This window comes from Burkholderia sp. EMB26 (assembly GCF_024730645.1).
GTDB lineage: Bacteria > Pseudomonadota > Gammaproteobacteria > Burkholderiales > Burkholderiaceae > Burkholderia > Burkholderia cenocepacia.
The window spans coordinates 810,452-833,260 of sequence record NZ_CP078071.1 but is presented as its reverse complement, the minus strand read 5'-3'; the positions used below and the strand labels follow the sequence as shown (position 1 = coordinate 833,260).

Here is a 22,809-nt window from a genome sequence, read left to right as displayed (position 1 = left end):
TGTGCGCGTACATTGCAGGTCCGCGCCAATGTTTGAGAAATATCAAGCGTGGTTTTCCCGAATCCGGTGTTCGAGAGAAGGAAACATGCACAACGACAACACCCCCCAATCGCGTCGTGACGACGACGCAGCCGCAACCGGCATCACGCGGCGTCAATGGCTGCAGGGCGCACTGGCGCTGACGGTGGCGGGCCTCACCGGCTCGCTGGCGTTGCGGGCCCTGGCCGACGATCCCGGCACCGCGCCGCTCGATACGTTCATGACGCTCTCCGAAGCATTGACCGGCAAGAAAGGGCTGAGCCGCGTCACCGGCCAGCGCTATCTGCAGGCCTTGCAGAAGGGCTCGTTCAAGACGGCCGACAGCCTGCCGCAACTCGCCGGTGCGCTCGCATCCGGTTCGCTGAATCCCGACCAGGAATCGCTCGCATTGACGATTCTCGGCGCGTGGTATCTCGGCATCGTCGACAACGTCGTGATTACCTACGAGGAAGCATTAATGTTCAGCGTGGTGTCCGATACGCTCGTGATCCCTTCGTATTGCCCCAACAAACCCGGCTTCTGGGCCGAAAAACCGATCGAGAGGCAAGCCTGATGGCCGATACCGATACGCAAAAAGCCGACGTCGTCGTCGTCGGATCGGGTGTCGCCGGCGCGATCGTTGCGCACCAGCTCGCGATGGCGGGCAAGTCCGTGATCCTGCTGGAAGCCGGCCCGCGCATGCCGCGCTGGGAAATCGTCGAGCGCTTTCGCAACCAGCCCGACAAGACCGATTTCATGGCGCCGTACCCGTCGAGCCCGTGGGCCCCGCATCCGGAATACGGCCCGCCGAACGACTACCTGATCCTGAAGGGCGAGCACAAGTTCAACTCGCAGTACATCCGCGCGGTGGGCGGCACGACGTGGCACTGGGCCGCCTCCGCGTGGCGCTTCATCCCGAACGACTTCAAGATGAAGACGGTGTACGGCGTCGCTCGCGACTGGCCGATCCAGTACGACGACCTCGAGCACTGGTATCAGCGCGCCGAGGAGGAACTCGGCGTGTGGGGCCCGGGCCCCGAGGAAGACCTGTACTCGCCGCGCAAGCAGGCGTACCCGATGCCGCCGCTGCCGCTGTCGTTCAACGAGCAGACCATCAAGAGCGCGCTCAACGGCTATGACCCGAAGTTCCACGTGGTGACCGAGCCGGTCGCCCGCAACAGCCGCCCGTACGACGGCCGGCCCACCTGTTGCGGGAACAACAATTGCATGCCGATCTGCCCGATCGGCGCGATGTACAACGGCATCGTCCACGTCGAGAAGGCCGAGCAGGCCGGCGCGAAGCTGATCGACAGCGCGGTCGTCTACAAGCTCGAGACGGGCCCGGACAAGCGCATCGTCGCCGCGATCTACAAGGACAAGACGGGCGCCGACCATCGCGTCGAAGGCAAGTACTTCGTGCTCGCCGCGAACGGCATCGAGACGCCGAAGATCCTGCTGATGTCCGCGAACCGCGATTTCCCGAACGGCGTCGCGAACAGTTCCGACATGGTCGGCCGCAACCTGATGGACCACCCGGGCACCGGCGTGTCGTTCTACGCGAACGAGAAGCTGTGGCCGGGCCGCGGCCCGCAGGAGATGACGTCGCTGATCGGTTTCCGCGACGGCCCGTTCCGCGCGACCGAAGCCGCGAAGAAGATCCATCTGTCGAACATGTCCCGCATCAACCAGGAGACGCAGAAGATCTTCAAGGCCGGCAAGCTGATGAAGCACGAGGAGCTCGACGCGCAGATCCGTGACCGTTCCGCGCGCTACGTGCAGTTCGATTGCTTCCACGAGATTCTGCCGCAGCCCGAGAACCGCATCGTGCCGAGCAAGACGGCCACCGACGCGATCGGCATCCCGCGCCCCGAGATCACGTATGCGATCGACGATTACGTGAAGCGCGGCGCCGTGCACACGCGCGAGGTCTACGCGACGGCCGCGAAGGTGCTGGGCGGCACCGACGTCGTCTTCAACGACGAGTTCGCGCCGAACAACCACATCACGGGCGCGACGATCATGGGCGCGGATGCACGCGACTCGGTCGTCGACAAGGACTGCCGCACGTTCGACCATCCGAACCTGTTCATCTCGAGCAGCTCGACGATGCCGACCGTCGGTACGGTGAACGTGACGCTGACGATCGCGGCGCTCGCGCTGCGGATGTCGGACACGCTGAAGAAGGAAGTCTGACCGTGCGGAAATCTACTCTCACCTTCCTCCTCGCCGGCTGCCTCGCGCTGCCCGGCCTCGCACGCGCGGCCGATTCGGTCGATCCGGCGCAGGTCAAGCGCGGCGAATACCTCGCCGTCGCGGGCGACTGCATGGCATGCCACACCGCGAAGGGCGGCAAGCCGTTCGCGGGCGGCCTCGGCATGCCGGTGCCGATGCTCGGCAAGATCTATACGAGCAACATCACACCGGATCCCGATACCGGCATCGGCAACTGGACGTTCGAGGACTTCGAGCGCGCGGTGCGGCACGGCGTATCGAAGAACGGCGACAACCTGTACCCGGCGATGCCGTACGTGTCGTACGCGAAGATCAACGACGACGACGTGCAGGCGCTGTACGCGTACTTCATGCACGGCGTCGAACCGGTCAAGCAGGCGCCGCCGAAGAACGAGATCCCCGCGCTGCTGAGCATGCGCTGGCCGCTGAAGATCTGGAACTGGCTGTTCCTGAAGGACGGCGTGTACCAGCCGAAGCCCGAGCAGAGCGCCGAGTGGAACCGCGGCGCCTATCTCGTGCAGGGCCTCGCGCACTGCAGCACGTGCCACACGCCGCGCGGCATCGCGATGCAGGAGAAGTCGCTCGACGAAACGGGCGGCAGCTTCCTGTCGGGCTCGGTGCTCGCGGGCTGGGACGGCTACAACATCACGTCCGACCCGAACGCGGGGATCGGCGGCTGGACGCAGCAGCAGCTCGTCCAGTACCTGCGCACCGGCAGCGTGCCGGGCCTCGCGCAGGCGGCCGGCCCGATGGCCGAGGCGATCGAGCACAGCTTCTCGAAGATGACTGAAGCCGACATCGGCGCGATCTCGACGTACATCCGTACGGTGCCGGCCGTCGCCAGCGGCGACGCGAAGCAGTCGCGCTCGTCGTGGGGCAAGCCGGCCGAGGATGGCCTGAAGCTGCGCGGCGTCGCGCTCGCGTCGTCGGGCATCGATCCGGCACGGCTGTATCTCGGCAACTGCGCGACCTGCCACCAGATGCAGGGCAAGGGCACGCCGGACGGTTACTACCCGCCGTTGTTCCACAACTCGACGGTGGGCGCGTCGAATCCGACCAACCTCGTGCAGGTGATCCTGAACGGCGTGCAGCGCAAGGCCGGCAGCGAGGACGTCGGGATGCCCGCGTTCCGCCACGAGCTGTCGGATGCGCAGATCGCCGCGCTGACGAACTACCTGACCGGGCAGTTCGGCAATCCGGCCGCGAAGGTGACCGAGCAGGACGTCGCGAAGCTGCGCTGAAACGCGGCACGCGGCGAGGCAGGGCAACAATAGAAAAGAGGAGGAGCACAGCACATCGGGCGGGCCCCGATGCCGGTTGTTGCAGAGCGGGACGGGCGGCGCAGGCGGCCGCCCGTCCTGGTTCACAGGCAATCCGGTGCGCGCACGCCGCGCATCGTTTTCGTTGATCGAGACCATGACACCGAACCAACCGTTTCTCGCGTCCCAGCGCGATGTGCTGCTGCTGCTGTCCCGAATCCTGCTCGTGATCCTGTTCGTGATGTTCGGCTGGAAGAAGATTATCGACTTCTCCGGTACGATCGCGTTCATGGGCAGCGAGGGCGCGCCGGCGCCGATCATCTCGGCGGCGATCTCCGTCGTGATGGAGCTCATCGTCGGGATTGCGATCCTCGTCGGTTTCCAGACGCGGCCGCTCGCGCTGTTGCTTGCGCTGTACACGATCGGTACCGGCATCATCGGCCACCACTACTGGACGATGACGGGCGGCGAGCAGATCAACAACATGATTCATTTCTACAAGAACATCGCGATCTCGGGCGGCCTGCTCGCGCTCTGCGCGGCGGGCCCCGGACGTTTTTCGATCGATCGCGGATAAGCAGACCCGAGGCGCGTGCATGGGGTGCGCGTCGGACGGTCGAGACTTCGAGGGGGCATCATTTTGCGACTCAAATACTTCGCATGGCTGATTGCGGCCGCCACGCCGGCGGCCGCGTTTGCACAGACGAGCGTCACGCTGTACGGCCGGATCGACGGCGGTATCGAATACCTGAACCACATCGCGACACCGAACGGCAGCAAGTCGCGCTGGAGCGCGGAAAGCGGCGACTGGGGCACCAGCATGTTCGGGCTGAAGGGCGTCGAGGATCTCGGCGGCGGGCTGTCGACGGTGTTCAACCTGGAAACCGCGTTCCAGGTCATGAACGGCCAGACGGGCGGCGGGCGCATGTGGTCACGGCGCGCGTACGTCGGGTTGAAGAGCAACACGTGGGGCCAGCTGCAGGCCGGCCGCAACCTGTTCATCGACAGCGACGGCGTGTGGGAATTCGACCCGTTCGTCCAGCAGGCGTTTTCGTCGGCCTCGCTCGTGCGTGGCCGCAACTGGCAGCAGAGCAGCAACAACATCGAATATCACAGCCCGGTGATCGGCGGCTTCGACGTGCAGGCGCAATACGCGTTCGGCAACCAGTCGCGCGGCTTCAACTACGGCGCGGCCGACGATTTCGGCCGCTCGGACGGGATCATGATCTCGTACCACTCGCCGGTGCTCGACGTGCGCGGCATCTACGACGAACTGCGCGACAACAACGGCAAGTTCAGCAACATTTTCACGGCGTCGCGCGAGTACTTCGTCGGGGCGAACGTGAAGGTGTCGAAGTTCAAGATCCAGGGTGCGTATACGCACTACCAGGCGCCGGACAGCCCGGCCGGTGTCGCCGACCGTGCCGATCACTACTGGCTTGGCGCGACCTATTCGGCTACGCCGCAGTGGGCCGTGACGGGTGGTGGCTACTACGTGAAGGTGGGCGACGGCGGCGGCGATGCGTCGCACGATCCGTCAGGGCACGCGATCATGTATGTGCTCGGCACCACGTACAACCTGTCGAAGCGCACGTTCCTGTACGGCACGGTCGCGTATGCGCGCAACGGCGGAAATTCGAACTTCTCGCTGCTCGCGACGCCGCGTGACGCGACGTCGGGGACAAGCCCGATGACGGGCGAGTCGCAGACGGGTGCGTATGTGGGGATGATGCATACGTTTTGAGTGCGAGCGGTTTGTGTAGGTGAAAAAGGCACGGGTGGCGAAAGCCCCGTGTCTTTTTGCTTTTACTGTGCATGCCGTATCGTCGCTGTCCATGAGCGGACGCGACAGGGTCTCGCACGTGCTCTTCTGCTGCTTCGAGGTCAGTCCCGTTCTCGAAGGTCGGCATGACGCATCGAACGATCGGCAAGCCGATTCCTGCGAATTGACGGCCCCTTCTGACGCTATTGCAACGCGCGCACTCGCTTACCGCAGTCCGACCGGCGCGCTGCATCAGAACACGCATGCCTCGGTCGTCGTCAACACCGCAAACGGCCCGCCAAGCGTCGCATTATGATGCGCGACGATCCGCTCGGCCGGCAGCGCGGGCGTATCCGTGCAGGTGTGCGCATCGGCCACGAGCACCGCGCGAAACCCGAGATCCGCGGCCGCACGGCACGTCGTATCGACGCAGTACTGCGTCTTCATCCCCGCAATCACGATCTCGCCGATCCCGGCCGCATGCAACCACTCGGCGAGTCGCGTGCCCGCGAAGCAGGTCGGCCGCGTCTTGTCGAACACGATGTCGCGAGCGGTATCGATCGCAAGCTCCGGCAGCAGCGCGGCCAGCGGCGCGTCGGGCGCGATCGGAGAGCCGGCCGGGCCGGTGTGACGCACGGCGAACACCGGCACGCCGGCTTCATGCGCGCGACGAATCAGCAGGTTGATGTTGGCCAGCACGCGTTCGCCGTCATGCGGACGATCGGGACCATGAAACAGCCCGACCTGCATGTCGATGACGAGCAGCGCGCGTTTCGGGGAAGGGGCTTCGGACATTGCGTTTCTCCTGAGTGGCCGATGCGGACGGAGAAACGACGAGACCCCGTCCGGAATCGGCGGGGCCTGTGGGAATTGAGCCGCTACGATCTTACGCGCACTCGCCGCACGGGCCCGCCGAAGGCGGTCGTGCGCGTGGTCGTCGAAAGGGTGATCGTGGCGTGGTGCATGGGCCGATGATGCCCGATGCGCGCGCGCGACGTCAATGACGCTTCGCGTGCCGCGCATCGTCCGCCGTTCAATCCAGCGCCTTCCCGGCCTTCTCGTCCATGCAACGGATCGCAAGCAACGTCATCGCGCCACACCCGACCGCATACCACGCAGGCGCATTCGGATTCCCGGTCGCCGAGATCAGCCACGTGACGAAGAACTGCGCGAAGCCGCCGAAGATCGCGACGCCGACGCTATACACCAGCGCACCGCCCGTCGCACGCACCGCCCGCGGAAACAACTCGCCGAGCATCGCGCCCGTCGCACCGATGTTGATCGCATGCACGATCGACAGCGCGGCGATGATCGACAGCAGCGACGCGGCGCCCGGCCAGCGGTTCAGCGCGATGAACGCCGGATAGATCGCGGCCATCAGCACGATGCGCGTCCACCAGACGATCCGGTTACGGCCATATACGTCGGACAGATGGCCGCCGATCGGCGTCACGAGCATCAGGATCGCACCGGCGACGCAGCCGGCCGTCATCGACAGCCAGGTCGGCAGGTGCAGCACCTGCACGCCGTAGATCGCCATGTAGAACACGATGATGTAGTGGATCGACGTGCCGCCGATCGTCACGCCGAGACCCGCGAACACGGCCTTGCCATGGTGGCGCAGCACGTCGGCGAGCGGCAGCGAGGCGACCGGCTCGTCGTGCGCGGCGGCCGGCGCGGCAGCGGGCACTTCCTCGACGGTGTGGCGCAGCCAGTAGCCGATCGGCACGAACAGCGTGCCGATGATGAACGGCACGCGCCAGCCCCAGCTTTCGAGCTGCGCGGCCGTCAGCGTCGACGTCAACGCAACGCCGGTGAGTGCGCCCGCCAATGCGGCGAGCCCCTGGCTCGAGAACTGGAACGATGCGTAGAAGCCGCGACGATGCTGCGGCGCCTGTTCGAGCAGCAGCGTCGTCGATGCGCCGACTTCGCCGCCCGACGCGAACCCCTGGAGCAGCCGCGCGAGCACGAGCAGCAGCGGCGCGGCGATGCCGATCTGCGCGAAGGTCGGCGCGATCGCGATCGTCGCGGTGCCGAGCGCCATCAGCAGCAGCGTGAGGATCATCGCCTTCTTGCGGCCGGCGCGGTCCGCATACATGCCGATCACGAGCCCGCCGAGCGGACGCGTGACGAAGCCGACACCGAAGCTCGCGACCGCGAGCATCAACTGCCCGAACGACGAATGCACGGGAAAGAACAGCTTGCCGATCAGGATCGCGAAGAAGCTGTAGACCGTGAAGTCGTAGAACTCGAGCGCGTTGCCGACGGCGGCGGCCGCGATCAGCCGGCGTTTCTTCGCGGCGGCGCGGGCATCGACCGGCGTGCCGGCGAACGGAAGGGCGGACGTTTCCATGGGGTTCCCCCGGTTGAGCGCGAAACTGCGTGGTGAAGGGCCGTCAGGCCGCGAGCCAGGCTTCGGCGACGCGAACCCAGTAGCTCGCGCCGATCGCGAGGATGTCGTCGTTGAAGTCGTAGCCGGGGTTGTGCACCATGCAGCCGCCCTTGCTGCCGATCCCGTTGCCGATGAACGCGTAGCAGCCGGGGCGCGCTTCGAGCATGAACGCGAAGTCCTCGCTGCCCATCAGCGGCGCGGCTTCGGTTTCGACGCGGTCGGCGCCGAGCATCTGGCGTGCGACGTCGGCCGCGAACGCGGTCGGTTCCGCGTGATTGACGAGCACGGGGTAGCCATAGTCGTAGTCGACTTCCGCGGTGACGCCGAAGCTCTCCGCCTGCCCCTTCGCGAGCGCTTCGATACGGCGCGCGAGCAGCGCGCGCACGTCGGCGTTCAGCGCACGCACCGACAGTTTCATCACGACGGTTTCCGGAATGATGTTGAACGTCTCGCCGGCCTGCACGCTGCCGACCGTGATCACGGCCGCATGCTGCGCGTCGACTTCGCGTGCGACGATCGTCTGCAGCGCGACCATGATGCTGCCCGCGGCCGACATCGGATCGCGCGCGAAATGCGGCATCGCGCCGTGGCCGCCGACGCCGCGCAGCGTGATCGTCACGCGGTCGGCCGACGCCATCGCGGCGCCGGTGCGAAACGCCATGTCGCCGGCCGCGCGGCCCGGCATGTTGTGGATCGCGAAGATCGCGTCGCACGGGAAACGGTCGAACAGGCCGTCGTCCATCATCGCCTTCGCGCCGCCGAAATTTTCCTCGGCCGGCTGGAAGATCAGGTTCAGCGTGCCGGAAAAATGGCGCGTCGCCGCGAGGTGGCGCGCCGCGCACAGCAGCATCGCGGTGTGGCCGTCGTGGCCGCATGCGTGCATCTTGTTCGCGTGGCGGCTTGCGTACGGCAGGCCCGTGGTTTCCGCGAGCGGCAGCGCGTCCATGTCGGCGCGCAGGCCGACGGTACGCGTGCCTTGTCCTGCGCGCAGCACGCCGACCACGCCCGTCTTGCCGATGCCGCGATGCACGTCGTAGCCCCAGCCGGTGAGCAGTTCGGCGACGAGATCGCTGGTGAGCGTCTCTTCGAATGCGAGTTCGGGATGGGCGTGGATGCGGCGGCGGACTTCGACGAGCTCGGGGGCGATCGCGGCGATGCCGGGGATGACGGGGTTCACGGCTTGCAGCATGGTGTCTCCTGTGGGGCCGGGTGGGGCGTCTGATGCGCATGCGACGACCAAGCATATAAATTTCTTTTGCGTACCAGAAGCTGCTAAATTGCTTTGGTGCACACCGTCGGTTGCCGCTCGGGAATACCCTGAGCGATGGCGCCGCGCGCCGCACAGGGTTTCCACGGATCACGCATTGCCCCATGAAATACCATCAGCTGAAAGCGTTCGTCACCGCCGCGGAGGAGGGCAGCATTCGCGCGGCCGCGCGGCGCCTGAACGTGTCGCCGGCCGCGTTGACGAAGGCGGTGAAGGAGCTGGAGATCGCGCTCGGCGTGTCGCTCGTCGTGCGCACCGCGCGCGGCGTGCAGCTCACCGCGTTCGGCCAGCAACTGCAGGTGCGCGCGCGGCTGATCGTCGCCGAAATGCAGCGCGCCCGCGACGACATCGAGCAGGCGCAGGGCGCGATGACGGGTTCCGTCGCGGCGGCGATCACGCCCGCGGCGGCGGTGACGATCCTGCCCGACGCATTCCGTGCGTTCCGGCGCCGCTTTCCGGTGGCGCGCGTCAATCTGGTCGAAGGCTTCCCGGGGGTCGCGCTGCCGCGCCTGCACGACGGCTCGCTCGATTTCGCGGTGGCCGTCGTCGTGCCTGAACTGCTCGCCGCCGAGTTCGATCATGCGGAGCTCTACGCGAGCCGCTCGCTGATCGTCGCGCGCAAAGGGCATCCGCTCGCGTCGGCCACGTCGCTCGCCGATCTCGTCGAGGCCGACTGGCTGATGAATCCGTCGCCGGAAAGCTCCACGCAGGTGTTGTTCAATTCGTTCGTCGCGTACGGGCTGCCGGTGCCGGCGCGCGTCGTCGAATGCCCGAGCTTCGGTCTTGCGCACAGCCTGATGACCGGCTGCGACCTGATCGCATCGATGCCCGAGCAACTGCTGCAAGGCGAGTGGGCGCGCGAGCAGCTCGCGGTGCTGCCGATTCGCGAGCGCCTGCCGGGCGTATCGGTTCAGGTCGTCACGCGCCGCGACAGCCCGCTGACGCCGGCCGCGGCGATGCTGCTCGATTGCCTGCGCGATTCCGCGCGGCGCAAGGGGTTGCGGTGAACCGGCACCCCACATGAATCACGTAGTGATCCTGACGATCTTGGGCCCGGCGCGCACCGGTAGCGCGCCATTCCGATACACGTTGCGCGAGCCGGTATCATAGCGGCCGGCCCGCCGCCCCGGCCGGCCTCCAACTCCATCGCCATCCGGCATCCAGCAATCAGAGGCATCACATGACCAGTGCAACCCAATTCGACAACGTATCGGTCGTCAAGCGCGCGAACGTCTATTTCGACGGCAAGTGCGTGTCGCACACCGTGCTCTTCCCGGACGGCACGCGCAAGACGCTCGGCGTGATCCTGCCGTGCGCGCTCAACTTCGGCACGGATGCGCCCGAATTGATGGAAGTGCAGGCCGGCAAGTGCCGCGTGAAGCTCGACGGCAGCAGCGAATGGCAGACCTACGGCGCCGGCGAATCGTTCTCGGTGCCGGGCAAGAGCCGCTTCGACATCGAAGTGCTCGAGACGCTCGATTACGTCTGCAGCTATCTGTAAGACGCTTTCCGCGCAGCAAAGAAAAAGCCCCGCCGAAGCGGGGCTCGTCGCAAGCGGATGGCGCAAGGCCATCCGGTGCGCTGTTCTCGTTACATCGTTACAGGCAGGCGTTGATGTCGCCGGCGGACGCTGCATCGCCGCGCACGCCGACCCACGTCTTCGCACCCGGCTTCCACGACGGACGCACCATCGCGGCGGCGCCGTTCGGCGGCTGCTGGCCCGGTGCGTACACATCGGTCGCGAGGCCGTTGGCCAGCACGTTCTGCGAGATCACCTGTTGTTGCGACTTGTCGGCCCAGGTCTTGGCGATGCACGCCGAAACGTCGGGAGCGTCTTTCTGGCTTTGTCCCACGTTTTGCACGGCAGGTTCAGCGGCATGAGCAGAAATTGCCACGGTCAATGCGATGAGCGGTAAGTATTTCACGTTCACGTTATCTCCCTCGAGTCGTGATTGATTGAGTGGGATGCGCAGCAGTGCTGCGTGCAAGTGAGATCGCATCGGGCGGGCACGGTTCCGGTCATTCCGAAACAAGTTGTTAACGCGCTTGCCAAATGGCGGCTCGGATGCTGCGCATGTTGCTGCGGCGCGGCATGCGTCGTGTACGGCTCGACGTCATGCGCGGCGCGGTCGGTGCGCTGCCCGGTCGTGGTGTGGTGAGGTGACGGTCGCGGCAGGCGGCATGTACGTGCATGCCGCGCCGCGACTCTTTATCGAATGGCGAAGTGGAATGGCTATTGGATGGCCCCGTCGCATGAGCACCATGATGACAAACTTTCGTCTGTTGAATTGTTAACCAACTTTAAACGGCGGAAAGCGACGGGAAGGCGATGCGGCGCGCGACGGGCGCACCGTATCGTGGCGCGGCGTGAGGCAGGGAAGCGGCGCGCGGCAGAGCGCCGCGCACGCGAACGACGTCAGCCGGCCTTGCGCGAGCCGATGCCGCGCAGGTTGACCGGGACGACCGGACGGAAGCGCTCGCGCTTGTGTTCGTCGTCGAAGTGCTGGAGCGCCGGCTTGATCAGGTCGCTGCGGGACACGATCCCCGTGATGCGCAGCGATTGCTCGTCGGCGACCACCGGCAGGCGTTCGAGGCCGAGCATCGCCAGGCGCGACGCGACGACGCGGCAGGTTTCGTGCGCCAGCGCGACGGCCGGTGCACGATCGGCGAACGCGGCCGAGATCGGCGTGTCGGCGCCGGCCTGCGCACGTTGCGCGTCGAGCGTCGCGCGATCGACGAGGCCGAGCAGGCGGCCGTTCTGCACGACCGGGTACGCGCGGTGTGTCTGCTTCGCGCCGAAGTATTGCGTCTCGACGGTATCGAGCGTCGCGGTGCCGTCGATCGCGACGAGCAGATCGGCCGACGTCATCACTTCGCCGATGTCGTGCCGCTCCAGCGGATCGACGCCGTATTCGCGATAGATGTGGTAGCCGCGGCGTGCGATCTTTTCCGTCATGATCGAGCGCTTCATCACGATGGTCGCGAAGCCGTGCGCGACGAGCGTCGCCGCGAGCAGCGGCAGCAGCGCATTGGTGTCGTGCGTGAGGCCGAAGGCGAATACGATCGCGGTGAGCGGGGCGCCGAGCGTCGCGCCGAGCGTCGCGGCCATGCACACGATCGGCCACAGCGCCGGATCGCCGCCCGGCAAGACCGGCGACAGCACGGTGCCGAGGCCGGCGCCGAGCATCAGCAGCGGGGCGAGCACCCCGCCCGACGTGCCGGAGCCGAGCGCGATCACCCACATCACGGCCTTCACGATCAGCAGCGCGAGCGCGATCTTCAGCGCGATGTGCTGGTGCAGCAGGTCGCCGATCACGTCGTAGCCGACGCCGAGCGCGCGCGGCTCGAGCCAGCCGCCGACGCCGATCACGATCGCGCCGAGCGCGGGCCACCACATCCAGTGCACGGGCAGCTTCGCGAAGGTGTCTTCGACGCGGTAGAGCGCCGCCGACAGGCCGCATGCGAGCGCACCCGACAGCAGACCCGCGACGATGCACGACAGCAGCGCGACGGGCGTGGGCGCGGCGGTCGTCAGCGGAAACAGCGGATCGACGCCGAAGAACACCGCGCGTGCGAAGCCGGCCACCGCGCACGCCAGCGCGACCGGCAGGAAACTGCGCGGGCGCCATTCGAACAGCAGCAGCTCGACCGCGAGCAGCACGGCGGCCACCGGCGTGCCGAACACGGCGGTCATGCCGGCGGCTGCACCGGCGACGAGCAGCGTCTTGCGCTCGGCGGCGGTCACGTGCACGCACTGCGCGATCAGCGAGCCGAGCGCGCCGCCCGTCATGATGATCGGACCTTCGGCGCCGAACGGGCCGCCGCTGCCGATCACGACGCCGGACGACAGCGGCTTGAGGATCGCGACCTTCGGCGACATGCGGCTCTTGCCGAACAGGATCGCCTCGATCGCTTCCGGAATGCCGTGGCCGCGAATCTTCTCCGAACCGAAACGCGCCATCAGGCCGACGATCAGCCCGCCGATCACCGGGACGGCGATCACCCAGGCGCCGAGCGTGTTGTTCGCGGGCGAATGATCGGCGAACGAGAACTGCTGGAAGAAGAACAGGTTCGTGAACAGGTGGATCAGGCTCAGCAGCACGAACGCGGCAAGCGTGCTGAGCAGGCCGATCACGGCGGCAAGCAACGCGATCCTGGGCAGGCGTTCGTTGGTCGAGAAATCGCGTTTATGTGGGGCGTTCATCGGAGTGGCAAGGGTCAGTAATCGATCTGGGGAACCTGGAACGTGTCCTTGAGCGACTTCAGTTCGGCGCGATGCATGGCCGCGAGGCGGGCGAGCAGCGTTTCGCCGGCGTGCTCGAGGTGGACTTCGACCTGGCGGCGGTCGGCTTCGCTCGGCTTGCGCTTCACGAGCCCGAGCGCTTCGCAGCGCGTCACCAGCGCCACGACGCCGTGGTGCTGCGCCTGCAGGCGTTCCGCGAGTTCGCCGATGGTCGCCCATTCGCGATGCGGATAGCCCTTGATGTGCAGCAGCAGCAGGTATTGCAGCGGCGTCACGCCTTCGCTTTGCGCGGCGCGTTCGGAGAAGCGCTCGAAGCGGCGCATCTGGTAGCGGAACTCGGACAGTTGCTGGAAATCGCCTTTCGTCAGCGCGCGTCGGGTATCGTTCATCGAGGTCGGTCGGGCAGTCGGTTACGGTGGCGGCAAATATATCACAATATGATATAAATGGCCGAAATCAGGCGGAATGGTCGCATTCCGCGTGTCGCAGGCGGTGACGTGGCGGGGTGCGCGCTACGCGGCCTCGAGCATTTGGGTCTGCTGATACAGGCCCGTGACGAGATCCGTCTGCGTAATGATGCCGACGAGCCGGCGCGACGCATCGACGACCGGAATATGGTGGTGGCCCGAATGCGTGAACAGCGGCACGAGCGCCGTAATCGGCATGGTTTCCGGCACCGATGCGACGTCGCGCGTCATCACGGACGCGACGCTCGCGGGCTGGCCGCCGAACGATTGCGGCAACCGCGCGGACAGGCGCTGCCACAGCGGGGCCGGACGGCGCAACTGACGCGTGAGGTCGGCGCGCGTGACGATGCCGGTCAGGCGGCCTTCGCCGTCGACCACCGGTAGCGCCTTCACGCGGTGGCGATCGAGCAGCGTGAGCGCGGCCGCGACCGACGTCGACGGCGCGACCTCGATCGCATGCTTCGTCATCAGGTCGGCGCACTTCAACTGGCCGAACGTGCGCGTATAAGCCTGCATTTCGGTTTCGCGCAGCAGCGTTTCAAGATCGTCCGGATCGACGTCGAGCCATTCGCTGCGGCGCTTCAGCACCGCGTCGAGGTCGCCGCGCGTGAAGCCGCCGCGCGCCGGGGCGGCGCCGCCGGTCTGCGGTTTCGCTTCGGGGCGCACGCCGCCGTGCGGGTAGCGGTGCCCGGTCAGCGCGTGGTAGACGAGCGCGGCCGACAGCAGGATCGCCGATTGCAGCGCGATCGGCTGCAGGACGAAGCCGAAGCCGAGCGCATGGATCGCCGGACCGCCGACCACGGCCGTGAGCGCGACGGCGCCCGACGGCGGATGCACGCAGCGCAGCGCGAACATGCCGCCGATCGCGCAGGCGATCGCGACCGCGGCGGCCGTGATCGGGTCGGCGATCCATTGCGCGCACGCGACGCCGACCGTCGCCGCGACGAGATTGCCGCCGATGATCGACCAGGGCTGCGCGAGCGGGCTCGCCGGCACCGCGAACAGCAGCACGGCCGACGCGCCCATCGGCGCGACGAGCAGCGGCACGAGGCCCGGTACGCCGGGCAGCAGCCGCGTCGTGACGCCGACCGTCGCAATGCCGACGAGCGCGCCGGTGCACGAGCGCAGGCGCTCGCGCCAGCCGAGTGTCATCGGATGGGGAATGAAGCTGTGCAGCCACTGCCGCAACGTGCGGCGCGACGGGGAGGAGCCTGACGACATGGACGGTAAGCGGTAAAAATGACAACGCGAGGGCGCGGCGGCCAAGCGCGGAATTATATCGTGTTGTGATACAAATTGTCGCGCGGCATCGCGTCGTTGCACGCGTGCGACGCGCAAATCTTGCAAAATGCTTTCACCGGATGAGAGCTTGCGTGCGCACAATCGCCCAAATTTGTCTGCAGCGGCGTACAATTCGGCGCACTGAATTCCCCCGTCATGCCAGAACCCCGTACGCGATGCCCGCTCTCCCGCCTTCTCCCCGGCACGGTGATCGATTCGACGTGGTTCGCGGCCGTGTTCCGTTGCCCCTCTGACGCGAGCGCCGCCGACGCCTCCCCACTGACTCTCCCCAAGCCAATTCAATGGACATGCTCGAAAACATGCGCCTGTTCGTGCGCGTCGTCGAAGCCGGCAGTTTTACTGCGGTCGCGAAGGAAATCGACGCGACCACCGCGCAGGTGTCGCGCGCGGTCTCGAACCTCGAAGCCCACGTACAGACGCGCCTGCTGCATCGCACGACCCGTCACCTCGGCCTGACCGAAAGCGGCGAGCGCTATTTCGAGCGCGCGAAATCGATCCTCGCGGAAATCGACTACGCGAACGCGGAGGCGCGCAACGCGCTGCTGCGGCCGAGCGGCAAGATGCGCATTCACGCGATGACGGGGCTCGGGCAGAGTCATGTCGTGTCGTCGATCGTCCGCTACCAGGAGGACAACCCCGACGTATCGGTCGAGCTGACGCTGGCGCAGCGGATGCCGAATCTGGTCGAAGAGGGCTACGACGTATCGATCGTGACCGCGTCGCAACTGCCCGATTCGGGCTATGTCGCGCAGACCTGCGGCACGAGTTGCAGCGTACTCGTCGCGTCGCGCGAATACCTGGCACGGCACGGCACGCCGCAGACGCCCGACGAACTGCCGAACCACGTGTGCCTGCGCCTCGACACGCCCGCGTCGCCGGCCGGCGAATGGCGCCTGGAGCGCAGCGACGGCGAGGAAACCGTCTACGAGCTGCAGCCGGCGCCGTTCCAGGTCAACGTGCCGGATGCGCTGTGCGTCGCGGTGCGCGCCGGGCGCGGGATCGCGTGCGTGGCGCTGTATACGGTGCTCGACGATATCCGCGAAGGGCGCCTGATCCGCGTGCTGCCCGAGTACCGGCTGCAGACGGTGAGCGTCTATGCGGTCTACGCGACGCGCCGCTATCTCGATGCGAAGATCCGCACCTTCCTCGACCACCTGCGCACGACGCTCACGCCCGCGCTCGAGAACGATCTGCGCGAACTCGACCGGCTGACGACGGAGCACGTGCCGAGCAGCCGCCAACGCGCGTGACGGCGCCGGCGTGCGGCCGCGGCGCTCATGCGGCCGGCGCGATGCGGATGCGCTCGAAGCGGCCCGCGAGCCATACGTACGCCGCAATGCCGATCAGTCCGTGCGCGGCGACGAACCACAACGCGCCGGCGAACGAGCCGGTGCTCGCGACGAAGTAGCCGATCACGAGCGGCGTGACGATCCCGGCGATGTTGCCGAGGCCGTTGAACACGCCGCCGCTCAGCCCAACCATGCCTTCCGGCGCCGTGTCGGCGAGCACGGCCCAGCCGACCGCCGCGAGCCCCTTGCCGAAGAACGCGATCGTCATCAGCGCGATCACGACCGCGTTCGACGATGCGCCGTTCGCGAGCACGAGCAGCGCCGCCATCGCCATCCCCGCGACGAACGGCGTCTTGCGCGCCCTCGACGGATGCATGCCGCGCCGGATCAGCCAGTCCGACAGCACGCCGCCGAGCACGCCGCCCGTGAAGCCGCAGATCGCCGGCAGCGCGGCGACCCAGCCGGCTTCCATGATCGTCATCCCGCGCCCCTTGATCAGGTAGATCGGGAACCACGTGATGAAGAAGTAGGTGAGCGCCGTGATGCAGTACTGGCCGATGTAGATCGCCCACAGGTTCCGGTGGCGGAACAGTTGCGACACGTCGTGCCACGACACGCGCGGCCGCTCGCGCACGCGGTTCGCCTCCAGATCGACGAGCGCGCCGTGAGCACGCAGGTAGTCACGCTCCGCGTCGGTCACGCGCGGATGGCCGTGCGGCTCGCGATACCACGCGAACCACAGCGCGGCGAGCGCGATGCCGAGCAGCCCCATCCACAGGAAGACGTGCTCCCAGCCGAGCGCATGCGTGAGCCACGCCATCGCCGGCGTGAACAGCACGACGGCCATGTACTGCGCGGAATTGAACAGCGCCGACGCGGTGCCGCGTTCGGCCGTCGGGAACCAGCAGGCGACGATCCGCGAATTGGCCGGAAACGCCGGCGATTCGACGAGGCCGAGCATGAAGCGCATCACGAACAGCGCGAGTGTCGCGGCCGCGCCCTGCACGGCGAACGCGCCGACCGTGCCCTGCAGCATCGTGAACACCGACCACAGCAACAGGCTCAGGCCATACACGCGCCGTGCGCCGAAGCGGTCGAGCAGCCAGCCGCCCGGAATCTGGCCGATCGCATAGGCCCACGCGAACGCGGAAAAGACGACGCCGAGCTGGACCGGCGTGAGCCCGAGATCGTGCGCGACGCCGGTGCCGGCGATCGACATCGTCGCGCGGTCCGCATAGTTGACGACGGTGACCGCGAAAATCAGCGCGAGGACCGCGTAACGGACGCGGCCGATCGTGCGCGAGGCGGCGGGCGAGGCGGCGACGGCAGCGCCGCTGGATCGATGGGACATGCGTGTCTCCTGGCCTCCGTCGTGCGGAGGCATCCGGTGTTGTAACGGGCGGGCGGTGTGGCGCTCAGCGGGTGACGCTGGTCGGCGGGCGCTGGCCCGCGAAGCATGCGGCGAGGTTCGCGAGCACGATGCGGCCCATTGCCTCGCGCGTTTCGTGCGTGGCGCTCGCGCGGTGCGGCTGCACGACGACGCGATCGAGTTCGAGCAGCGCGGCCGGCACGTGCGGTTCGTTCGCGAACACGTCGAGACCGGCGCCGGCGATCGTGCCGTCGGCCAGCGCGCGCACGAGCGCGGCTTCGTCGACCAGCTTGCCGCGCGCGACATTGATCAGGAATCCTTGGGGGCCGAGCGCGGCGAGCACATCGGCCGTCACCAGCACGTTGCCGTGATCGGCCGAGGCCGCGATCACGAGCACGTCGCTGTCGCGTGCGAGCGTGGCGAGGTCGGGCACGAAGCGATAGCCGCTGTCGCGATGCTCGCGCGGGCCGAAGTAACTGACGGGCATCCGGAACGCCTGCGCGCGCTGCGCGATCGCGCGTCCGACACGGCCGAGCCCGACGATGCCGAGCCGCTTGCCGGTGACCTGCGTCGCGAGCGGCTGCGCCGTTTTGCCCCAGCGGCCGGCGCGCACGATCCGCTCGCCGGCGCCGAGGTCGCGCAGGGTCATCAGGATCAGGCCCAGCGCCATGTCGGCGACGTCATCGGTCAGTACGTCGGGGGTCGTCGTCACGTGGATGCCGCGCGCCCGGGCGCGGTCGAGATCGACCGCGTCGGTGCCGATGCCGTTGATCGCGATGATCTCGAGCGCGGCGAGCCGGTCCATCAGCGCGGCGGACAGGCCGTTCGCGCCACCCGTCACGACGCCGCGAATGCGCGGCGCCACGCGATCGAGCAGCGCCTCCGGTTGCTCGGCCGCATACAGCCGGTGCACGGTATAACGGGCGGACAGTTCGGCGTCGATGGTGTCGGGAAGCGGCTGGGTCAGCAGGATGTCGATGGTCATGAAGGTCTCGGTCGTCGTGCGCGGCGCGGGCCGTGCATCAGGTGGAACCGAGTATAGAAATCGTATTGATATCGGTCTAACATCAAAAGACTATCGATTGATTCAAGATTTGAATGATTGAACTGCACCAGCTTCGCTGTTTCGTCGCGGTCGCTGAAGAACTGCATTTCGGCCGCGCGGCCCGGCGACTCTTCATGACCCAGCCGCCGCTCAGCCGGCAGATCCAGTTGCTCGAGCACGCGCTCGGCATCGCATTGCTCGAGCGCAGCAGCCGGCAGGTCAGCCTGACCGCGGCCGGCGAGCGCTTCCTGCGCGACGCGCGGCACATCCTCGAGTTTTCCGCGCGCGCCGAGCAGGCCGCGCAGCGCGTCGCGCACGGCGGGGCCGGGCGCATCACGCTCGGCTTCACGGCCGTCAGTGCGTACCGGATGATTCCGGTGCTGCTCGCGCACGCGGCGCATGCGTTGCCGGACGTCGACGTCGAATTGCGCGAGATGGTGTCGACCGTGCAGATCGACGCGCTCGCGTCGCGGATGCTCGACGCGGGTTTCGTGCGCCAGCGCGCGGCGCGCCAGCCGCTCGAATACCGGCTCGTGCAGCGCGAACCGATGCTCGTCGCGGTCGCGGAGGGCGCGCCGCTCGCGGCCTACGAGCAGATCGGCCCCGATGAGCTCGACCGGCAGCCGTTCATCGCGTATTCGCCGAACGAGGGCAAGTATTTCCACGACATGATCTCGGGGATGTTCGCGGGCGCCGGGCGGCTGCCGAACTACCTGCACTACGTCGGCCAGACGCATACGATCCTCGGCCTCGTGCGCGCGGGGCTCGGTGCGGCGCTGGTGCCGGCGTCGGCGCGCGAGCTTCATGTGGACGGCGTGGTGTTCCGGCCGCTGGCTGGCGTCAACGTGGCGGCCGAGCTGTATCTCGCATGGCGCGCGGACAACGACAATCCGGCGCTGCCGGTGTTCAACGCGATGGTCGAGCGGTTTCTGACGGACAGCGCGGACGATCCGGGCGTTTAGCGGTGCGCCTGCTCGCCTGAGCGGCCTGCCGCGTACCACCGAAAGTCGGTCGTCCGATGATCGAAGACGCGGGCGCGAATTGTTTGCGGCGTCCCCAACGCGTGAAAAACGGCGATTTTTCATACGAGTTCCGCCCGAAATACGCGCCACACGATCCGGATTTTTTGTCCTGAACAGGGGAAACCCCCATTTTTCTCTCATCGGTCGTCGTATTACTGTATCGATACACTAAATCGATACAGTCGCGTCGCGAGACGCACTCGCAAAGGAGACGGCTCATGAATACCTACACCCGGCGGCGCTTTCTGCAGACGGTGTCCGCCGCCACGCTGGCGGCCGCGGGCGGCTTGCCGGAAGGCGTGCGCGCGCAGCAGCCGGTCGTCACGCTGCGCTGCTCGTCGTCGATGCCGGCCGACCAGAACGCCGCGCATTACGTGTGGTACGAGCGTCTCGCCGCGAACCTGAAGGCGAGCGTGGGCGATGCGATCCGGGTCGACTACTTTCCGAACAGCCAGCTCGGCAAGGAAAACGATGTCGTGCAGCAGGTCAAGATCGGCGCGATCGACATGATGATCTCGGGCTCGTCGATCTGGGCCACGATCGCGCCGGAGCTCGGGATGCTCGATCTCGGCTACCTGTTCGACAGCTACGCGCACGTCGCGAAGGCGCTCGACGGTCAGGTCGGTACGAGCCTGAACGCGCTGCTGCAAAAGCGCGCCGGATGCTCGGTGCTGACCTGGGGTTCGCATTTCGGCGGGCGCTGCGTATTCACGAAGCAGCCGGTGACGGCGTTGCCCGGGCTGAAGGGGACGAAGCTGCGCGTGCTGCCGACGCCCGCGTTCATGGATACCTTCAAGGCGATGGGCGCGGTGCCGACGCCGATTCCGTTCGGCGAGCTGTACATGGCCGTGCAGACGGGCGTCGTCGACGGTCTCGAGCACGATCCCGCCACGGTGCTCGCGAGCCGCTTCGACGAGATCGTGAAGTCGTGCTGGCAATCGCGCCACGTGTTCGCGGCGATGACCGTCGTGATGGGGCGGCGTGCGCTCGACCGGATTCCGGCCAATCTGCGGCCGGCCTTCGATCGCGCGGTGGCCGACGCGACCGCGCAGCAGCGCGCGATTGCCGCGCAGAAGGCCGCGCAGGCGGAGCAGGCGCTGAAGCAGCGCGGCATGGCGTTTTACCCGCTGGCCGACGCCGAGCGCGCGGCGTTGCGGCAGACGATGCACGACCGCCTGTATGTGGCGTTCGCGAAGCAATATCCGGCCACCGCGCCGCTGTTTCCGGCGATCGCCGCCGCGCGGGGTTGAGCGATGGACATGCACTCCGTGTCGGGCGCCGCGCCGGCGCCCGCTGCAGGCCAACCGGCGCATCGCGCCGCCCGCGTGCTGGATGCGCTGCTGCGCTGGCTCGAGTACCTGTCGGCCGCGGTGCTCGGCGTCGACGTGCTCGTCGTGTTCGTGTCGGTCGTGTTCCGCTATTTCCTGCACGACCCGGTCGACTGGGCCGAGGAAGTGGCCAGCGCGCTGATGATCGTGCTCGTGTTCTTTGGCGCGGCGACGGTGCTCGGGCGCAGCCAGCATGTCGGCATCGACGTGTTTCGCGGCCGCCTGCCGGCACGCTGGCAGGGCGCGCTGATCCAGGTCGGCCACTGGATCGTGGCGGCCGTCGCGCTGAACCTGCTGGTGTCGTCGTGCCAGTTGCTCACGGATTCGTACGACCAGTTGACGACGGGCGGCTTGCCGGGCTGGATCAACGGGTATCCGATGATGTTCGGCGCGCTGTTCATGACGGTATTCGCGCTTGCGAATGCGCTGAACGCGCCGCGCCGCCGGGTGATCGGCACGTTCGCGTGCTGCGCGGCGCTCGCGGGCGCCGTGTACGGCTGGAACGCGCTGTGGCCCGCGCATGCGGTCGCGCCGGGCACGCTGCTGGTCGCGGGCTTCGTCGGCGGGCTGGTGCTCGGCGTGCCGATCGGGTTCGTGCTGGCGTTTTCGGCGCTGCTGTATTTCCTCGCGGATCCGACGCTGCCGCTGCTGGTCTACTCGCAACAGGTGATGGCCGGCGCCGATCACTTCGTGCTGCTCGCGGTGCCGTTCTTCGTGCTGGCCGGGCTGCTGATGGAGACCAACGGGATGTCCGCGCGGCTCGTCGAGTTGCTGCTGCGGATTTTCGGGCGCGTGCGGGGCGGGCTCGGCCTGATCGTGATCTTCGCGACGGCGTGCTTTTCCGGCGTGTCGGGCTCGAAACTGGCCGATATCGCGGCGGTGGGCGGCGTCGTGATGCCGGCGGTGCGCCGCGCGCGGCAGGACCCCAACGAAACCGCCGCGCTGCTCGCGTGCAGCGCGGTGATGGCCGAAACGATTCCGCCGTGCGTGAACATGATCATCATGGGCTTCGTCGCGAACATCTCGATCGCCGGGCTGTTCGTCGCGGGGATCGTGCCGGCGGCCGTGCTGGCCGCGTCGCTCGCGGTCGTGACGGTGATCACCGGGCGCAGGATCGACGTGGCGGAGGTGTTCGGCGAGCGTCGCGCGTGGCTGCCGCTCGCGGGCGGCGCGCTCGTCGCGCTGGTCATGGTCGCGATGATCGGCAAGGGCGTGACGTCGGGGATCGCGACGTCGACCGAAGTGTCCGCGTTCGCGGTGGTCTACGCGCTCGTCGTGGGCTGGCTCGCGTTCCGCGAACTGACGTGGCGCTCGGTCGGCCGCGTGTTCGTGCGCGCCGCGTCGATGGCGAGCGGTATCCTGTTCATCGTCGCGGCGGCGTCGAGCGTGTCGTTCGCGCTGTCGATCGAGCAGATTCCGGCCCTCGTCTCGGGCACAATGACGGCGTTTGCCCATCAATACGGCGCAACGATGTTCCTGCTGCTGGCGGCGCTGCTGATGATCGTGTTCGGCGCCGTGCTCGAAGGCGCGCCCGCGCTGATCATCTTCGGGCCGCTGCTCGCGCCGATCGCGCTGCAGCTCGGCATCCATCCGCTGCATTTCGGCACGGTCGTGGTGGTGGCGATGGGGTTCGGGCTGTTCGCGCCGCCGGTCGGCCTCGGGCTGTTCACGACCTGCGCGATCACGGGCACCGAGGTCGGGCGCGTGGCCCGGCCGATGGTGAAATATCTGCTGGTGCTGTTCGCCGCCCTCGTGGCGCTGATCTTCGCACCGGCGTTTTCGTTGTGGCTGCCGGCCCATTTCGGCCTGTAGCC

20 protein-coding genes are annotated in these 22,809 nt (G+C 67.4%); 11 read left to right on the top strand and 9 right to left on the bottom strand.

Features of this window, described 5'->3' with window-relative positions; genetic code table 11:
* Positions 1 to 85: 85 nt before the first annotated feature.
* The 5 genes from KU887_RS20580 to KU887_RS20560 all read left to right on the top strand — a co-directional run bounded on the left by KU887_RS20580 (position 86) and on the right by KU887_RS20560 (position 5,253).
* Positions 86 to 592: a sugar dehydrogenase complex small subunit gene (locus KU887_RS20580; RefSeq protein WP_080331110.1), complete on the top strand. Its 507-nt coding sequence runs from the start codon at positions 86 to 88 to the stop codon at positions 590 to 592.
* Positions 592 to 2,211, top strand: coding sequence for a GMC family oxidoreductase (locus KU887_RS20575; RefSeq protein ID WP_006482972.1), 1,620 nt, complete (start codon positions 592 to 594; stop codon positions 2,209 to 2,211). Before KU887_RS20580 ends, KU887_RS20575 begins: the two co-directional genes overlap by 1 nt.
* A gap of 2 nt (positions 2,212 to 2,213) precedes the next feature.
* On the top strand, positions 2,214 to 3,491 hold the full coding sequence (locus KU887_RS20570) for a cytochrome c (RefSeq protein WP_060263394.1): 1,278 nt from the start codon (positions 2,214 to 2,216) through the stop codon (positions 3,489 to 3,491).
* A 175-nt stretch (positions 3,492 to 3,666) separates the two neighbouring features.
* Positions 3,667 to 4,086: a DoxX family protein gene (locus KU887_RS20565; RefSeq protein WP_012493376.1), complete on the top strand. Its 420-nt coding sequence runs from the start codon at positions 3,667 to 3,669 to the stop codon at positions 4,084 to 4,086.
* Positions 4,087 to 4,149: 63 nt separating this feature from the next.
* The gene (locus KU887_RS20560) at positions 4,150 to 5,253 is read left to right on the top strand and encodes a porin (RefSeq protein ID WP_006482966.1); all 1,104 of its coding nucleotides are present in this window, start codon (positions 4,150 to 4,152) and stop codon (positions 5,251 to 5,253) included.
* Positions 5,254 to 5,523: 270 nt separating this feature from the next.
* Here the strand turns inward: KU887_RS20560 and KU887_RS20555 are convergent, their stop codons facing one another.
* The 3 genes from KU887_RS20555 to KU887_RS20545 all read right to left on the bottom strand — a co-directional run bounded on the left by KU887_RS20555 (position 5,524) and on the right by KU887_RS20545 (position 8,852).
* Positions 5,524 to 6,066 carry a cysteine hydrolase family protein gene (locus KU887_RS20555; protein ID WP_258257657.1) on the bottom strand — a complete coding sequence of 181 codons (543 nt, stop codon included), beginning with the start codon at positions 6,064 to 6,066 and terminating at the stop codon, positions 5,524 to 5,526.
* Positions 6,067 to 6,304: 238 nt separating this feature from the next.
* A complete protein-coding gene (locus tag KU887_RS20550) occupies positions 6,305 to 7,624 on the bottom strand; it encodes an MFS transporter (RefSeq protein WP_258257656.1) in 1,320 nt (439 codons plus the stop codon).
* Between the two features lie 43 nt (positions 7,625 to 7,667).
* Positions 7,668 to 8,852: a M20 aminoacylase family protein gene (locus tag KU887_RS20545; protein WP_006482953.1), complete on the bottom strand. Its 1,185-nt coding sequence runs from the start codon at positions 8,850 to 8,852 to the stop codon at positions 7,668 to 7,670.
* 182 nt (positions 8,853 to 9,034) lie between these two features.
* On the opposite strand from KU887_RS20545, the gene KU887_RS20540 reads away from it, so the two are divergent.
* A complete protein-coding gene (locus KU887_RS20540) occupies positions 9,035 to 9,937 on the top strand; it encodes a LysR substrate-binding domain-containing protein (protein WP_006482963.1) in 903 nt (300 codons plus the stop codon).
* A 173-nt stretch (positions 9,938 to 10,110) separates the two neighbouring features.
* On the top strand, positions 10,111 to 10,431 hold the full coding sequence (locus KU887_RS20535; protein WP_006478890.1) for a pyrimidine/purine nucleoside phosphorylase: 321 nt from the start codon (positions 10,111 to 10,113) through the stop codon (positions 10,429 to 10,431).
* Between the two features lie 97 nt (positions 10,432 to 10,528).
* Here the strand turns inward: KU887_RS20535 and KU887_RS20530 are convergent, their stop codons facing one another.
* The 4 genes from KU887_RS20530 to KU887_RS20515 form a co-directional block, all read right to left on the bottom strand.
* Positions 10,529 to 10,861 (bottom strand): hypothetical protein, encoded by a 333-nt coding sequence (locus tag KU887_RS20530; RefSeq protein WP_006482964.1) that lies wholly within the window; start codon positions 10,859 to 10,861, stop codon positions 10,529 to 10,531.
* A 485-nt stretch (positions 10,862 to 11,346) separates the two neighbouring features.
* Positions 11,347 to 13,134 carry a chloride channel protein gene (locus KU887_RS20525; protein WP_034202237.1) on the bottom strand — a complete coding sequence of 596 codons (1,788 nt, stop codon included), beginning with the start codon at positions 13,132 to 13,134 and terminating at the stop codon, positions 11,347 to 11,349.
* Positions 13,135 to 13,148: 14 nt separating this feature from the next.
* The gene (locus tag KU887_RS20520) at positions 13,149 to 13,562 is read right to left on the bottom strand and encodes a MarR family winged helix-turn-helix transcriptional regulator (RefSeq protein WP_006482973.1); all 414 of its coding nucleotides are present in this window, start codon (positions 13,560 to 13,562) and stop codon (positions 13,149 to 13,151) included.
* A gap of 123 nt (positions 13,563 to 13,685) precedes the next feature.
* A complete protein-coding gene (locus KU887_RS20515; RefSeq protein ID WP_258257638.1) occupies positions 13,686 to 14,861 on the bottom strand; it encodes an HPP family protein in 1,176 nt (391 codons plus the stop codon).
* A 362-nt stretch (positions 14,862 to 15,223) separates the two neighbouring features.
* Between KU887_RS20515 and KU887_RS20510 the strand changes: the two genes are divergently transcribed.
* The gene (locus tag KU887_RS20510; protein WP_006494690.1) at positions 15,224 to 16,192 is read left to right on the top strand and encodes a LysR family transcriptional regulator; all 969 of its coding nucleotides are present in this window, start codon (positions 15,224 to 15,226) and stop codon (positions 16,190 to 16,192) included.
* Positions 16,193 to 16,217: 25 nt separating this feature from the next.
* Here KU887_RS20510 and KU887_RS20505 read toward each other — a convergent pair whose 3' ends face one another.
* Both KU887_RS20505 and KU887_RS20500 read right to left on the bottom strand, forming a co-directional pair.
* Entirely contained in the window at positions 16,218 to 17,582 is a 1,365-nt protein-coding gene (locus tag KU887_RS20505) for an MFS transporter (RefSeq protein WP_077056851.1), read from the bottom strand.
* A gap of 64 nt (positions 17,583 to 17,646) precedes the next feature.
* Complete coding sequence (locus KU887_RS20500; RefSeq protein WP_060211182.1) at positions 17,647 to 18,585, bottom strand: 2-hydroxyacid dehydrogenase; 939 nt, start codon at positions 18,583 to 18,585, stop codon at positions 17,647 to 17,649.
* Between the two features lie 113 nt (positions 18,586 to 18,698).
* Here KU887_RS20500 and KU887_RS20495 point away from each other — a divergent pair, with 113 nt between their 5' ends.
* The 3 genes from KU887_RS20495 to KU887_RS20485 all read left to right on the top strand — a co-directional run bounded on the left by KU887_RS20495 (position 18,699) and on the right by KU887_RS20485 (position 22,807).
* Positions 18,699 to 19,607 carry a LysR substrate-binding domain-containing protein gene (locus KU887_RS20495; protein WP_034202240.1) on the top strand — a complete coding sequence of 303 codons (909 nt, stop codon included), beginning with the start codon at positions 18,699 to 18,701 and terminating at the stop codon, positions 19,605 to 19,607.
* 278 nt (positions 19,608 to 19,885) lie between these two features.
* On the top strand, positions 19,886 to 20,917 hold the full coding sequence (locus KU887_RS20490; protein WP_006494693.1) for a TRAP transporter substrate-binding protein: 1,032 nt from the start codon (positions 19,886 to 19,888) through the stop codon (positions 20,915 to 20,917).
* Between the two features lie 3 nt (positions 20,918 to 20,920).
* The gene (locus tag KU887_RS20485; protein ID WP_080403476.1) at positions 20,921 to 22,807 is read left to right on the top strand and encodes a TRAP transporter large permease subunit; all 1,887 of its coding nucleotides are present in this window, start codon (positions 20,921 to 20,923) and stop codon (positions 22,805 to 22,807) included.
* Positions 22,808 to 22,809: the final 2 nt, after the last annotated feature.